The organism is Microbulbifer mixtoriginis (SeqCode), from assembly GCF_052467235.1.
The window spans coordinates 2,685,612-2,700,170 of record NZ_CP174305.1 but is presented as its reverse complement, the minus strand read 5'-3'; the positions used below and the strand labels follow the sequence as shown (position 1 = coordinate 2,700,170).

Below are 14,559 nucleotides of genomic sequence, written 5' to 3'. Positions count from 1 at the left end.
TTGTCATGGAACTCTGTTCCCCAATTTAATTAAAAGAGACTGGTATCAATATTTCAGTCAGCCACCGCCAGAACACTGCTGTCATCTTTATCGCGCACCACCTCTGATAATATCTTCACCTCCTGCCCCGGCTGCAGGCGCTCGGCACCGCGCACGATAACCCGATCGCCATCAGCGAGTTCACCATAAACGGCTATCCACTCTCCATCACCACTGCCAACACGAACCGACAAACGCTCCGCTTTATCCTCTTTATCTACACGGTAAACAAAGGTTTCGCCATTGCGCAACACCAAGGCGTCACGCGGAACTGCCATGGTGTCGCGGGCCTCAGACAGGGGGACTGCCACCTGTACCGGCATGCCCACTACCCAGTCCCACTGCTGTGAAGCCTTGCCGGGCAGCTGCACCATCAGCTTAACTCTGCGAGAGTTTTCGCTGGCCACAGGTACATACTGGCGCACATGACCGCTGATAATCCTTGCTTTAGCGCGCTCACTCTCGGAGAGGGACAAGGCATCGCTGCGCACCGAAATACTGTCGCCGGCACCAATCAGGGGCAGAGCAGCCAACGGAATATCTGCCTCCACCTCCAGCTGGGACATATCCAGCGCGCGCAACAGCTCGGAGCCGGTGCGGACATATTCCCCCGCCTGCAACTCGCGGCTCACCACCAGGGTATCGAAGGGGGCGTCAATGTTGGTCTTACCAAGTTCATAGGCGCGCCTGTCCCGCTCAATCTGTGCGGCTAACAGATCCTGGGCCATCGCCTCGCGCTCGGCCTGCTGTTCTTCCAACGCTGCACGGGAGGTGCTGTTGGTTTCCGCCAATTTACTCAGTCGATGCAGCTGCGCGTCCAGGTAGGTGAGACGCGCCTTCAGCTGGGCAATACGACTTTCACTATTGCGCAACTGCAGGCGCCAATGGGTTCCATCCAACTGCGCCAGGCGCTCACCTTTTTTTACCAAGCTACCGGGCTCAGCAACAAACTCCAACACGCCATCCAGTTCAGAGGAAATACGAATATCGCGACGGCTCACCACCTCCCCCGCGGACCACTGGCTAGCTGCCATCTGGCGGGTCTCAGCCCGATCCACAGTGACCGCCACGGCGCCACTCTGGGCCAAAACCGGTCCCACAGAGGTGAGGGACAGGACTACTCCGGCAAGTAACTTTTTCATTGGGAACTCCTCAGGGCCAGTCTTTGACGCAAGCGGGTAAATTGCGGCACAGGCAGGCGACCGGTCTGTAACAGCGCCGGTAATAAAATCAAGGTAAACAGAGTACTGACCGCCATTCCACCGACAATCACGGAGGCCAGACCGCGGTAGATCACACTTCCTTCGCCCGGAGCTACCAACAGGGGCAACATGCCGAATACGCTGGTCAAGGTACTCATAAAGATCGGCCGCAGGCGCAGGCGCAACGCCTGCTCCACCGCCTCTACCCGACTGGCGCCCGCGCCTTCCGCTGAGCGGGTCTGGTGTACTAACAAGATGGCGTTATTCACTACCAACCCCAGAAGAATAACGAAACCAATCATGGTGAGAAGATCGAGGGGCTGGAAGCTGATCAGATTCAGCAACTGCAGTGCCAAGACCCCGCCGACAGTAGCCAGCGGTACGGTTAACAGCACCAGCCCAGCATCGCGCAGTGAGCGAAACAAAGCACTCATCAGCAGGAACAGAATCAACAGCGCCAACAGGAAGTTCTGTGAAAGAGATACCAGAGCTTTATCCAAATCACTAGCGTTCCCCCCTACCAGGATACTGCCATCCTCGGGCAAAGCCTCGCGAATTTTCGGCAGCACCTCTTCCTCAAGCTGGGCACGTACTTCCTCTAGAGAGATGTCATCCGGTGGCACAATATTCAGGGTAATAGTGCGACGACCATCCACTCTACGCAGATTGCCCGGGCCCACGGTGCGCTCCACACTCGCCAACTGGCTCAGCGATACCACCTCTCCACGGGGAGTGACCAAAGGCGTATTCTGCAACTGTTCCGGTGTACTCCAAGGCTTGGCCTTGAAAATCATATCCAGGCGTTTTTCCCCGTCGAAGTATTCGCCCACATAGAGACCATTGCCGAGGGTGCGAATCAGCCCCCCCATATCCTGGCGGTTCCAACCCTGCTCCAGCATGGCGCGGTCGTTAGGGCGCACAGTCAGCTCTGGTTCAGACAGAGACAGACCCGGGTTAGTCTGCACTGGGGTGCCCGGCATCACCTCTTCCACCACTTCAACACCGCGGGCAGCCGCGCGCATTAATCCATCAGCATCACGGGATTGCAGGTGTAGGGCGATATTGCGATCTCCACCAAAGCGGCTAAACAGGTTGCCCCTTGCGGCGAAGCCTTGAAAGTCGGGAATATCTACCAGGATTTCCTCACGCAACAGCGTCTCCATCTCCTTGGCCTGATCCATATCCTTAACACGCACGCCCATATTTCCGCCGCTGGGCCAGGTAATGATGTAGTAGTTTTTGAGAGCCGGCTCGCGCTCACCACTCATAAAGGGTGCCATGCGCCGGTCCAGTTCGTTGACGATATCCTTTTCGATAGTTTTGGTATTTGTAGCCGCGGGGAAATTCATCCATACATCCACCGCATCCCTTTTTACCGGCGGTAAATAATCGAGATTGGGTAATAGGAAATAAGTTGCGGCAATAGGCACCAGCAGAAAGCCACCGATCACCTGCCAGCGACGCGCACGGGTACCGGTCAGTGCCATAACCCGAGTGGCGATTTTCTCCCACACATGAGCCAGGCGATCCTCACTGGAAATCGAGGGCAGCCAGAGTTTTGCCGCCAGTGGCACTATGGCAATGGCCGCCAACAGGGAAAATACCACTGCCACTGCAATCGTCAGAGCCAGATCACCAAAAACCTGTCCCTCGACACTGTTGAGAAAAAATACCGGCAAGAAGATCGCTACGGTAGTGGCAGTACTCGCCAGCAATGCGCCCCAAACCTGACCGGCGCCCTGTTCCGAAGCCTCCTCCGGATTGCTGCCTTTTTCCCGTAGACGCACAATATTCTCCAACACCACAATTGCCGCATCGAGCACCATACCGGTAGCGAAAGCAAGGCCAGCAAGGGAAATCACATTGACACTGCGCCCAGCGGCAGACATGACAACGAAGGTGGATAAAAGGGAAATGGGAATAGCGGCTGCCACAATCAAAGTAGCGCGCATACGCCGCATAAACCACCAGAGCACCCCCACCGCCAGTAATATGCCCAAAATCATATTACCGCCAAGTAAATTGAGGGCGCGGTAAACGAATACCGAGGCATCGAAGGACTGCACCAGTACCAGCTGTTCGTTTTTCAGCTTGGTCTCATTCAGTTCCTCCACTTTCTGTTTTACCAGCTCCAGAGTGGCAAGCATATTGGCATCGTTTGCGCGGTTGATGCGCATAGAGACAGCCGGATTGCCATTTTGTGTGGCCACTCCGCGGGGCTCAGAGGGCCCTACACGCACCTCGGCAATATCACCGAGGCGCACCGGCTGGCCATCGCGCCACTCCAGCACCAGTTCGGATAAATCCGCCGGCTTGTACTCACCGACAAAACGCAGTGTGTAGCGGCGACGCCCGACATCGGTAAAACCACCAGAAACATCTCTTGCCGAGGCCAACTGACGGCTGATCGCCGGCAACTGAATACCTAAATCAGCCGCTTTCCAAGGGTCGAAAATAACCTGCAGTTCCTCTTGCGCGGCACGACCGGATTGGGCCTCCACACTTGCCACACCCGGCACAGACTCCAGCTCCGGCCGCAACACATCCTCAATCAGGCCGGTATAGTCGTCTAGGTGGTTGGGATTTTCAGGCAGCTTCTGCAAAAAGAAATAAGTAAGTGCATTGGTACCACCGCCCCAACCACCTAGCATTACCCGCGGCGGTTCCGCATCTCGCGGCAGAGGCGGCAAGCTGCTCATACGGCTGATCACATCGATCAGCACCTTGTCCATGTCGGTGCCCATACTGAATTCGAGATTTACCCAAGCACCGCCACGGCCAGCATTGACCTCCATGGTTTCCAGACCGGTAAGGCCCTGCAGAACCGATTCAATCGGCTCGACAATTTCTGCCTCCACCTCTTTCGGTGCGGCAGCACGCCAGCCCGCCTGGATAACAATACGCGGGCTTTCGATATCGGGGAAAAGCTGTACTGGTAAGCGGCTGGCAAGAAAAGCCCCCAGCAAGACTGCGAACACCACTACCACGCCGGCGGCAGCAGGATTTTTCAGAGCGGCTTTTGTCAGTGCCATTCCATAGGCCCTTAATTATATATTTACGGTTAGTGTGGCAGTGACCCAGACATGTCCTGATCTATTTCACTGTCTCTGACAAAATACTGGTGCAGAGATCGTAAACCTGCAGTTAGTAGGTCGGTTCGCACCCGATTTATTTTCTTGGAAAAAATACCATTTTTCTGGGAGTGATAGGCATTATTCCAGACACTCTAGCTCTGGGCCAATAACCGCACTTCCTGTGCCGTGCGATATGCCCGCGGCTGGAGAACAGCGGGCTAGGGAAAGGAAGATTAATGCAATAGGAGTTGCAAACAAGGCCGTTGCGACAAAGTGTCGGGAATATTCGATCAGGTTACTGAGTGAATTTTTATTTCTGCTAGGCGCAAAAATACCTCAAAGAAAATGCTGCACTTTACTCTTATAGCTGCGGCTCATTTTCAGGCACTCGCCACTGTCCAACACCAGGTGATATTCACCATTAATATGCGCGCGAATTTCCCGCACACGGCTTAAATTTACGATGGTGGAGCGGTGAATACGCTGGAATAATTTTGGATCCAGCTGTTGCTCCAATTCCTTCATGGTAATGCGCATCACATGGGTTTCGCCCTGGGCGTGTACACACATATAGTCCCCGGCAGCGTCAATCCAGTCGATTTCCCGTGCCGGCACTAGGGTGATCTTACCAGAGTCCTTCACAGCGATTTTATCCGGGTAGGCGCTGCCGGCAAACTGTCCGCTGACCAGTTTCTGCTCCAGTGCCTCCGGGGATTCCTTGGTCAAATCCGCAACCGCCTCCAACAGCTGCTCGCGCTGTATGGCGATATCCGCCGTGGCCATTTTTTCCCGTGCGCGAGTCAGAGCCAGTTGCAGTCGCTCCTCTTCGATGGGTTTCAATACGTAATCTACCGCGTTGACCTCGAAGGCCTCCACCGCATACTGATCATAAGCCGTTACAAACACCACCTGGGGCAGTTTTTCCAGGGGTATTTGCTGCACCAGCTGCAGACCATTGACGCCAGGCATCTGAATATCCACAAACGCCACATCCGGGTTTAGCTGCAGAATAATTTCCAGAGCCTCACGGCCGTTGCCGCACTCAGCGACTACATCGACACCGGACATATGCTCCAGGCGCAGGCGCAGGCCGCGACGTGCCAGGGGTTCATCATCGACAATTACTGCGGTCAGGTTTTCAACTGCACTCATCTCGTTATTCCTGTTCATAGGGAATGCGGATATTCACCGACAGCCCACCCTGTGGACGGTTGTGGAAACGCACTCTCTGATCATCGCCATACAGAGCGCGCAAGCGCTCACAGGTATTGCGAATACCAACACCGTAACCTTTGCCTATCAGGCGCAACTCCTCTTCCGGCATACCCGGACCATTGTCGCTCACTTCGAGCAGTAACTCCCCTGCGAACACTCGCGCCTTGATATTGATCTCGCCACCGCTCTCCAGTTGAGAGATACCGTATTTAATTGCATTTTCCACCAGAGGTTGCAGTAGTAGGCTGGGCACCAATGCCTGGGGCGAGTCGCCCTGCAGATCCAGCCGTACCCCAAGGCGATCGGCAAAGCGTACTTTCTCGATATCCAAATACAACATCAGGGCCTCCACCTCCTTGGCCAGGGTAACCTTTTGCATGGGGTCATTATCGAGGGAATGACGCAAAAACTGAGACAAGCGTGTGACCATATTGTTGGCGGTGCGCCCATCGTTATCCAGGATCAGAGTGGAGATAGCGTTTAGCGTATTGAAGAGAAAGTGGGGATTCAGCTGGTAGCGCAGCATCTTTAACTGGGCCTGATGCGCCATGGATTCCGCACGCAGAGCCTTGGCCCGCTGGGTCTGTGAAGATCGATAATACTTGATGCCGTAATACAGTGCCGCCCAGGTGGTGAGAATCAGGAAGGAATAGGAAAACCAGTACATGGCCAGCACGGCCGGATGCTCATCGCTGTCCTTACCGTACAACCACAGGGAACCGCCAAACTTGATTGCCGCCCACACAGCAGCTGCACCAATCACCAGCAGCTGTGAACCAAAGAATCGAGTCGCCGGAGGCTTGTTCCAGAGGCGCTGAAAGCCGAAGCGCATGGCTTCACTGAGAAATATCCCCGCGACAGTAGCCACAGCGATATAACCCGAGTGGATCCAGTGGTCCTTCACCCAGAAAAAGCTACCGACAAAAGTCAGCAGTGTGTAGCCGGCCCAACCACTGATTTGCAGGGCCCAGTACTGGGACCTGTGGCTCGACAGGCGCTCTGAAAGCCACTGAAATGCTTTGTTTCCCATAATCTCCCGCTAGAGGCGTAAAAAAATAACGCCGATTTGACACTTTTGTATGGCTTCATACTAAATGGCGCCGATCGCCGGCGAAACACCAACCGGCGCAGCACAGGGACAAACTGCCGCATGACACACTGGTTATTCAAATCCGAACCCGATGAGTACAGCCTGCAAGACCTCGCCGCCGAAGCCAATGGCAGCGGTCGCTGGGATGGTATTCGAAATTACCAGGCGCGCAACTTCTTGCGCGATCAGGTCGCCGTGGGCGATGGGGTGCTGTTCTATCACAGCGCCTGCAAGCTGCCGGCGGTGGTGGGCACCGCCGAGGTAGTGCGCACCGCCTATGCGGACCCGGCGCAATTCGACCCCAAGAGCAAGTACTTCGACCCCAAGGCCAGCGCCGATAGTCCTCGTTGGTTCTGTGTGGACCTGGCATGGTGCAGCGAATTCAAACGCCCAGTACCCCTGGCAGAAATCAAGAAGGATCCACAGCTGGCGGAAATGGTACTGGTCAGGCAGGGGCGTTTGTCGATACAGCCGGTGCGCCAGGAAGAGTGGGATTACATCCTGAAATTGGGCGGGTAAAACTAGAACAGGGCGGCAAGACGCCACCCCGAAGTGATTTATCCCAGCTTACGGTTGTTCGTCTCCACCGGGCTCGCCGCCCCTCTGGGTAGGGCTGTGCCCGACGTTGTACCAGTCCAGTTGACGAGTCAGTACCATAGTGCAGCCAAGCACCCCGAACACTAACAGCGAGCCCATCAACAGAGCGTAGTCCTCAGCGCTGAGCAAACCATACAAGAGTGCATATAGGGCGGCCAACAACCCCGCGAAACCCAGACCGCGCTGCCAACTGCGCAACACCGCGCTGGCATAAAAACCAATTAGGCCTACGCAGGCTGCGGCGGAAATTATGTAGGCTTTGATGAAAGCGATATGCTCCGACAGAGACAATAGAAGCAGGTAAAACAACGCCAATGCCAAGCCCACCAAGGCATACTGCACCGGATGCACTGCCAGGCGCTTGAGTATTTCAAACAGGAAGAAGGTGGCAAAGGTCAGGGTGATAAACAGCAACGCATATTTGATCGCGCGATCTGTTTTTAGGTATTGATCTACTGGGTCGAGGAAGCTCACACCAAAGCGGCTGTTAATCAAGTTATTACAATGATCACTGCCCATACAGCGCTGCAATATCTCCTCCAAGTTGGTGGCGAAAAAGCTGGTCTGCCATTCCGCAGTAAAGCCTTGATCGTTTAAATCTCTACTACTGGGCAGGAAGTTGCCAAAGAAGCTCGGATGCGGCCAATCGGCCCTCATCATGACACGACTGTCACGACCCACCGGTACCAGGCTGAAGTGCTCGGTACCCTGTAGTTTGAGATCGAAGGAAAACGCCAGGGTTTGGCCGCCTTCCGAGTCCAACATTGGCAGCATAGCGTGCACACCATCACCGAGAATCGGTGCACGACTGCCCGGGGCAAATTCCAATGTCTGGTTGTTCAAGCGCAATTTCAGATCGTTGCGGATACCTCGAATATCGTTGATACCTACCGAGAAGTAAGGCGTGCTAAAGCGGTACTGATCCAAATTCGCTCCCAAACCCAGTTTCTCCGGCACTCGGAACAAGCCACTGACCTTGCTATCGCTGTGGTACAGAAGCGCCTCATAGATACCCCGAGCACGCCGCTCAGTTGTCAGGTCGGCATCGAAGACAAAGCGCTCGGGAAGGAAATACAAGTGGCCGCGCTCTTCCCGCTGCTCCTTGTGCCTCTCACCGGTTTTTTCATTGGTTATCCACTTCCAGTATTTCTTGACGTAGGGCACCACTAAAATAGGGCCGGTAATTTGCTGGTTAAAGCTGGAACTGCGGGCAATATCCTTTAGCACATCACTCTGGTAACGCTTTCGCTCACTGATCAGGCCATCGATCATGGTCAGTGGAATAAGAAGCAACAAAATCAAAACAGCAATAGCGCCCAATTTAAAAGCCAGGGCTCGGTTCATGGTTCAGACCTCGGTATCCAATTTCGATAACCTCAGTCTGAGCTGCGAGTATGGATTGCCGATGGAGGCAATATGGAGAGTCTGGGGAGATTGTGTGGGGGCCAGTGGAAAGTAACTTTACCCATCAGGCTGCGGGCAAATTTAGACTGACCTCGACACCACCAGACACATTGCGGATCGACAGAGTACCGCCGTGTAACTCCGCCACCTCCTCAACAAAGTTGAGTCCCAGTCCAGTACTCTTACGCCCGCCCCCAGGACGCGGCAGTGAATAGAAGCGCTCAGTAAGGCGCCCTAGGGCATATTCCGGGATTGCCTCGCCCCGATTGAACAAGCACACCTTGACCCATTCTCCACAGCATTCGGCTTTGACGCGAATCAGGCCGCCATCCGGGGTAAAATCCAGCGCGTTGTCCAGTAGGTTGGCCAGGGCCTGCCGCAGCAGAAAGCGCTCACCGTACAGCTGCAGTGCCGGTGCCAGCTCTTGCTCCACATGCAGCTGGGCGGCACTGATACGAACTCGCTGAGCCTCGATTAGCTCCTCAACGAGCGGCGCCAGCGGTATCGCCACTCGCTCCTCCAGCCCCTGACGCTGCTCCACCTGGGCCAGATGCAGTAGCCGTTCGCTTAACTGCTGCAATCGCTCGGCCTCCCGCTGGATATTACCCACAAAACGCTGGTGCTGTTCGGTCGGCATATCACTATTAAGCAGTTCGGCGGCACCGCGAATGGCCGCCAATGGGCTCTTCAGTTCATGAGTCAGGGTGTGTACATAGCGCTCTACATAGTCCCTGCCCTCTAGTTCACCGCGCATCTGCTCTACCGCCACCGCCAACTGCCCCAACTCTCCACTAGGTAACTGCGGCGGTTTTACCCTGCGGCCCGTACTGGCAGCCTGGGCATAATCGGTGAGTTTCCCCAGAGCACGACTGAGCCACCAGGACAGAAGGGCGCCTACCAACAAACCGAGTACAACCAGCCCCGCCCCCTGCCATATCAGGCGACGCTGCGAACGCTCGATATAGGGCTGCAAGGTTTGATTGGGCTTGGCCACCGAAACCACACCGATAATCCGTTCGCCATCGCGGATTGGCGCCGCCACATACATGACGGAAGAATCTGGATTATTGGGGTCTTCGCGGGTAGATCGGGCACCGTAATCGCCACGCAGGGTCAGATAAACATCGTTCCAACGGGAGTAATCCCGCCCCACAGCGAGGCCACTGGAGTCAAGTAATACTGTACCGCTGGCATCGGTGACATAGATGCGGTGATTGACCTGGCTCTTGGTATACCCCCAGATACTCGCCTCCGGGCGGCGACGACCATAGGCTTTAAGCACTTCGGGTAAATGACTTTGAGCCAAGTTACCGGCGATCACCGGATCGCGCAGGATTTCCGCCAATAGATTAGCGGTATCCACCAGGGTTTCCTCAGTGGACTGGCGCACGCCGGGGCGAATTTCATCCATCACCGTGCCCAATACAAACCAACCGGCCAGCCCTACAAACAGGAAATAGACGGCAAAAATGCGTATCCCGAGCGGCATATTATTGCTCCGGGCAACAACTATATCCGAGGCCGCGATGGGTTTGGATTGGCTTGGAGTCTGGTGCTATCTCGCGAATTTTTGCCCGCAGCCCTTTGATGTGGCTGTCGACATTGCGCTCATACCCCACTTCCAAAGCCACCCCCAAAGCATCGAGCAATTGTGCACGGGAAAACACCCTTCCGGGCTGGGCCAGCAGGGTTTCCAATAGGCGGTACTCGTGGCGGGTCAGGGGCAATAACTGTTCGTGGAAGAGGATTTGGTAACTCACCGAATCGATACGGAAAGGGCCTTTAGCCTCAGATAGCTTTACTCTCTCTGGGCGTGGCGCCACCCTTTTGAGGATGGCCTTGACCCGCGCTGCCACCTCGCGCGGGCTGAAAGGTTTCACTACATAATCATCAGCGCCAATTTCAAGCCCTACAACCCTGTCTATTTCCCCGTTGCGCGCAGTGAGAAAAATCACTGGCACTTCGGAGAAGCGTCGCAATTGTTTACAGGCTTCGAAGCCACTGATATCCGGCAGTCCCACATCCAGAATCACCAAGTCGAAAGACTCACTCTTCAGTAGTGCTAATGCCTCGCCGGCAAGCGCCAGCCAGTGAGTGGTAAAACCCTCGGCCTGCAGCGCATAAATCAGGGTATCGGCTATTGCGCCTTCGTCCTCGACGATCAATATTCTTGGCATGGAACCCTAAGCTCAAATTCCACCAGTGTATCTATTTTTGCCGCGCGGAAAGCGGTAACTCAAATAAAATCAGCAATTTCATCCAGGGGTTTTCTGCCGATAGCTGGCACCTGAGCACCTTCAGCGGGCAGCCCAGCCACCAGAATCATATAGGGTTTTTCCTGCACAGGGCGGCCAAGAATTTCATTGAGAAATTTCATCGGACTGGGGGTGTGGGTCAGGGTCGCCACACCGGCATTATGCAGGGCGGCAATCAATATACCTGTGGCGATACCTACCGATTCCGCGGTGTAATAGTTTTTTAATCGCTCACCATTTTCCGCACTGGAAAACTTCTTCAGAAAAATTGCAATCAGGTAGGGCGCCGTTTCAAGAAAAGGCTTGTGCGCATCTGTGCCCAGGGGTTCCAATGCGTTAAGCCATTCCTCTGAGGCACGGCGCTGGTAAAACTCGCGCTCCTCCTCTTCCGCGGCCAGGCGAATACGGCGTTTAACCTCGGCATTTTCAACGACGACAAAATGCCACGGCTGCATATTGGCCCCGCTGGGAGCGCTACCGGCAGCTCGCACGGCGTCTTCGATAACCTCGCGGGGCACAGGTTTAACTGAGAAATCCCGCACCGAGCGACGCCGGCGCATCAAACGGAAAAAGTCCCCTGCGCGACGGCGCATCTCGTCATCGCCAAGGCAAGTAAAATCCAGTGGCTGAAAGTTTTTATCGGGCTCCATAGCAAGCCCCTCACACCACGCCTTTGGTCTGCGCGATCAACACGCTGATCAACGACAGCAGGGTCAGCACCACCAGGAGCATGACGAACAACAACCAGGGGCGGAAGGGCTTGCGCTCCACTTGGTTGACCGCGCTTTGCAGATACTGATCGACCCGGGCCTGGTCTTCCTCGGAGAGTCTCTTCTGGGAGATATTGGTCATTGGCTGTTTCGCTCTTTATTGTTTTCTCCCGAGTGTAGGAGAAAGCGAAAAGCGACTCCATAAAAAAAGCCCCGCAAGGCGAGGCTTTTTTAGAATCTACCGAGAGGGTTGTTAGAACAGTTCCTCTTCCAGATCCATCAGGGTGGCGCTACCGGCATTGACGCTGCTGGCGAGTGCCTGGGTGCGCGGCAGTAAGCGCGCAAAATAGAAGCGTGCAGTTTTCACTTGGCCCTTGTAGAAGCTGTCCGCCTCCTGCTTGTCCAGCGCAACTGCAACCACCTTGGCCCACATAAAGGCGTAAGCCACATAGCCAAACAGATGCAGGTATTCCACCGAAGCTGCACCCGGCGCGTGGGGGTCTTCCTTGGTTGCGGCGATCATTTTCTCTGTGGCTTCGCGCAGGCGCTGCAACTCAGTTGCCAGCGGCTGTACAAACTCAGCCATTGCCTCGCGATCAACCTGGCTATCGATAAAACGCTGCACATCCGCAGCAAATAGCTCGAACAGGGCGCCACCGCTGGCGACGGTCTTGCGACCCACCAAATCCAATGCCTGAATACCGTTGGTGCCCTCGTAAATCTGGGTAATACGCACATCGCGCACCAGCTGCTCCTGGCCCCATTCACGAATATAACCATGACCGCCGAAAACCTGCTGGCCGATTACGGTGCAGTCGAGGCCCATATCGGTAGTGAAGGCCTTGGCCACAGGGGTCAGCAAGGCCACCATAGCCTCGGCGTTCTTTTTCTCTTCACCCTCGCCGAACTTGGAGATGTCCAGCCATTGAGCCACGTAAGTGGACAGGGCGCGGCCACCGCCCACCAGTGCTTTCTGGGTGAGCAGCATACGGCGCACATCGGGGTGCACGATAATCGGGTCGGCAGCTTTTTCGGGCTGCTGGGCACCGGCAGGAGAGCGGCTCTGGATACGATCGCGGGCGTATTCCAGGGCGTTTTGGTAGGAGCGATCAGAGGCACCGAGGCCCTGGATACCCACACCCAGTCGCTCGTAGTTCATCATGGTAAACATAGCGGCGAGGCCCTTGTTCTCCTCACCCACCAGCCAACCCTGAGCACCGTCGAAATTCATCGCACAAGTAGCGGAGGCTTTAATGCCCATCTTGTGTTCAATGGAACCACAATTAACGTTATTGCTCTCGCCGATGCTGCCGTCTTCGCTCACCTTGTACTTCGGCACCAGGAACAGGGAAATGCCTTTAGGGCCCTTGGGTGCGTCCGGCAACTTGGCCAGTACCAGGTGAATTATATTTTCGGACAAGTCCTGGTCACCGCCGGTGATAAAGATCTTGCTGCCGCTAATGCTGTAACTGCCGTCTTCGCGGGGCTCGGCCTTGGTGCGGATAATACCCAGGTCGGTGCCGGCGTGGGGCTCGGTCAGGTCCATGGCCCCGGCCCAGGTGCCCTCGTACATCTTGGGCAGGAATTTCTGTTTCAGCGCTTCACTGGCATGAGCATCGATCGCCAGACAGGCACCGTTGGTCAGTACCGGGTAGAGAGCGAAGGAGATATTGGAGGCGTTAATCATTTCCTCGACCTGAGCGCCCAGCATCTTCGGCATACCCATGCCGCCGTACTCTGGGTTGCCCAACAGCGCGCCCCAGCCACCCTCACAGAAAGTGGCGTAGGCTTCTTTGAAGCCCGCAGGGGTGGTCACAACACCATCGTTCCAATCACAGCCCTCTTCGTCACCGCTGCGGTTAATCGGATCCAGGGTGTTGGAAGCCAACTTGGCCATCTCTTCGAGAATCGCATCTGCGGTCTCGCGATCCACAGCTCCGGCCAACCCGGGCAGTTCCGCCCAGAGTTTTTCCGCAGCAAATACTTCGTGCAGCAGGAAGTTCATCTCCCGCAGTGGCGCCTTGTAGTCGGCCATGCTCCCGGTCCTCATTCAGGTGTTTCAAACGCTTGTTTGAATCTAGGGCCGAAGGCGTACAAAGTCAACCGATTTGGGCCCTCTCGGGCCCGACTGAGAATGCTTTGATGAGGTGCTTTAGCTGGGTATCAGCGGGCGAATATCCAGGTGTTGCGCCGCTTCGCGGTAATCCCGCGTCTCGCTATGGGGCAGCACACCGAGCAACGGGGCCGGCAGCAGGGCCTCAAGGGTGGCCAGGTTTTCCTCGGCCCGCGCCATGCCCGGACGGACGAAGTTGGCCACCCAACCCGCCAGAGGCAGCCCATCGTGGCGAATCGCCTCGGCGGTCAGCAGTGCGTGGTTGATACAGCCGAGCTGCATACCCACCACCAGAATCACCGGGGTATTCAACTCCCGCGGCAGTTGCGAAAGAAAGGCTCTGGGACCCAGGGGTGTGCGCCAGCCGCCGGCCCCCTCGATTAACACCAGATCAGCGCCGGCACACATCACACCGCGGCAGACTCCAGCCATGCGCGATACGTTGAGCTGCTTACCCGCCTCTATGGCGGCGATATGGGGGGCGATTGCCGGTTCCAGTGCAAAAGGATTCACCTGCTGGTAAGGCAGATGCAAAGTCATGGCCTCCTGTAACAGCAAGGCATCCTCATTGCGCAGTCCATATTCAGTTTGCTCACAACCGGAGGCCACCGGTTTTACCGCTGCGGTTTGCAATCCCACATTCGCGGCCGCTGTGAGTAGAGCCGCACTGACAAAGGTCTTGCCCACTTCGGTATCGGTACCGGCTACAAAATAACTTCTGCCCAAGACCAAGGCCTCCCCTATTCAAAAAGTTCAAATTTTTTCTTGTGGTGACTTTTCACGCCAGCCACTTGATGATAATTTAGTCGTGTAGCGCAGATTTTGAACAAATCAAGCCAAGCACTGATAACAAAGGCACG

General features: G+C 55.6%; 12 protein-coding genes. 1 reads left to right on the top strand and 11 read right to left on the bottom strand.

What is annotated here, in order from left to right; translation table 11 throughout:
• Positions 1-53: 53 nt before the first annotated feature.
• From ACJJIO_RS11825 to ACJJIO_RS11810, 4 genes are all read right to left on the bottom strand, one after another.
• Positions 54-1,181 carry an efflux RND transporter periplasmic adaptor subunit gene (locus ACJJIO_RS11825; RefSeq protein WP_444887886.1) on the bottom strand — a complete coding sequence of 376 codons (1,128 nt, stop codon included), beginning with the start codon at positions 1,179-1,181 and terminating at the stop codon, positions 54-56.
• Positions 1,178-4,273: an efflux RND transporter permease subunit gene (locus tag ACJJIO_RS11820; RefSeq protein ID WP_444908588.1), complete on the bottom strand. Its 3,096-nt coding sequence runs from the start codon at positions 4,271-4,273 to the stop codon at positions 1,178-1,180. The genes ACJJIO_RS11825 and ACJJIO_RS11820 overlap by 4 nt, the downstream gene beginning before the upstream one ends.
• Before the next feature lie 378 nt (positions 4,274-4,651).
• Positions 4,652-5,467 (bottom strand): LytR/AlgR family response regulator transcription factor, encoded by an 816-nt coding sequence (locus tag ACJJIO_RS11815; protein ID WP_252084319.1) that lies wholly within the window; start codon positions 5,465-5,467, stop codon positions 4,652-4,654.
• A gap of 4 nt (positions 5,468-5,471) precedes the next feature.
• Positions 5,472-6,560 (bottom strand): sensor histidine kinase, encoded by a 1,089-nt coding sequence (locus ACJJIO_RS11810; protein ID WP_444887884.1) that lies wholly within the window; start codon positions 6,558-6,560, stop codon positions 5,472-5,474.
• Positions 6,561-6,680: 120 nt separating this feature from the next.
• Between ACJJIO_RS11810 and ACJJIO_RS11805 the strand changes: the two genes are divergently transcribed.
• Positions 6,681-7,139, top strand: coding sequence for an EVE domain-containing protein (locus tag ACJJIO_RS11805; RefSeq protein ID WP_444908587.1), 459 nt, complete (start codon positions 6,681-6,683; stop codon positions 7,137-7,139).
• Positions 7,140-7,187: 48 nt separating this feature from the next.
• Here ACJJIO_RS11805 and creD read toward each other — a convergent pair whose 3' ends face one another.
• The 7 genes from creD to bioD all read right to left on the bottom strand — a co-directional run bounded on the left by creD (position 7,188) and on the right by bioD (position 14,431).
• Positions 7,188-8,561, bottom strand: coding sequence for a cell envelope integrity protein CreD (gene creD, locus ACJJIO_RS11800; protein WP_444908586.1), 1,374 nt, complete (start codon positions 8,559-8,561; stop codon positions 7,188-7,190).
• A 124-nt stretch (positions 8,562-8,685) separates the two neighbouring features.
• Entirely contained in the window at positions 8,686-10,110 is a 1,425-nt protein-coding gene (creC, locus tag ACJJIO_RS11795; RefSeq protein WP_444908585.1) for a two-component system sensor histidine kinase CreC, read from the bottom strand.
• Position 10,111: 1 nt separating this feature from the next.
• Positions 10,112-10,798: a two-component system response regulator CreB gene (creB, locus tag ACJJIO_RS11790; protein ID WP_444908584.1), complete on the bottom strand. Its 687-nt coding sequence runs from the start codon at positions 10,796-10,798 to the stop codon at positions 10,112-10,114.
• A 59-nt stretch (positions 10,799-10,857) separates the two neighbouring features.
• A complete protein-coding gene (locus ACJJIO_RS11785; RefSeq protein WP_444908583.1) occupies positions 10,858-11,526 on the bottom strand; it encodes a nitroreductase family protein in 669 nt (222 codons plus the stop codon).
• Positions 11,527-11,536: 10 nt separating this feature from the next.
• Positions 11,537-11,728, bottom strand: a complete 192-nt coding sequence (locus ACJJIO_RS11780; RefSeq protein ID WP_252084312.1) for a DUF3094 family protein — start codon at positions 11,726-11,728, stop codon at positions 11,537-11,539.
• Between the two features lie 111 nt (positions 11,729-11,839).
• Positions 11,840-13,621 (bottom strand): acyl-CoA dehydrogenase C-terminal domain-containing protein, encoded by a 1,782-nt coding sequence (locus ACJJIO_RS11775; protein WP_444908582.1) that lies wholly within the window; start codon positions 13,619-13,621, stop codon positions 11,840-11,842.
• Positions 13,622-13,738: 117 nt separating this feature from the next.
• Positions 13,739-14,431: a dethiobiotin synthase gene (gene bioD / locus ACJJIO_RS11770; protein WP_444887877.1), complete on the bottom strand. Its 693-nt coding sequence runs from the start codon at positions 14,429-14,431 to the stop codon at positions 13,739-13,741.
• Between the last annotated feature and the right edge of the window lie 128 nt (positions 14,432-14,559).

Coding starts and splice junctions, on each gene's coding strand:
- ACJJIO_RS11825 (WP_444887886.1), bottom strand. CDS start 1,181: ATGAAAAAGTTACTTGCCGGAGTAGTCCTGTCCCTCACCTCTGTGGGA.
- ACJJIO_RS11820 (WP_444908588.1), bottom strand. CDS start 4,273: ATGGCACTGACAAAAGCCGCTCTGAAAAATCCTGCTGCCGCCGGCGTG.
- ACJJIO_RS11815 (WP_252084319.1), bottom strand. CDS start 5,467: ATGAGTGCAGTTGAAAACCTGACCGCAGTAATTGTCGATGATGAACCC.
- ACJJIO_RS11810 (WP_444887884.1), bottom strand. CDS start 6,560: ATGGGAAACAAAGCATTTCAGTGGCTTTCAGAGCGCCTGTCGAGCCAC.
- ACJJIO_RS11805 (WP_444908587.1), top strand. CDS start 6,681: ATGACACACTGGTTATTCAAATCCGAACCCGATGAGTACAGCCTGCAA.
- creD (WP_444908586.1), bottom strand. CDS start 8,561: ATGAACCGAGCCCTGGCTTTTAAATTGGGCGCTATTGCTGTTTTGATT.
- creC (WP_444908585.1), bottom strand. CDS start 10,110: ATGCCGCTCGGGATACGCATTTTTGCCGTCTATTTCCTGTTTGTAGGG.
- creB (WP_444908584.1), bottom strand. CDS start 10,798: ATGCCAAGAATATTGATCGTCGAGGACGAAGGCGCAATAGCCGATACC.
- ACJJIO_RS11785 (WP_444908583.1), bottom strand. CDS start 11,526: ATGGAGCCCGATAAAAACTTTCAGCCACTGGATTTTACTTGCCTTGGC.
- ACJJIO_RS11780 (WP_252084312.1), bottom strand. CDS start 11,728: ATGACCAATATCTCCCAGAAGAGACTCTCCGAGGAAGACCAGGCCCGG.
- ACJJIO_RS11775 (WP_444908582.1), bottom strand. CDS start 13,621: ATGGCCGACTACAAGGCGCCACTGCGGGAGATGAACTTCCTGCTGCAC.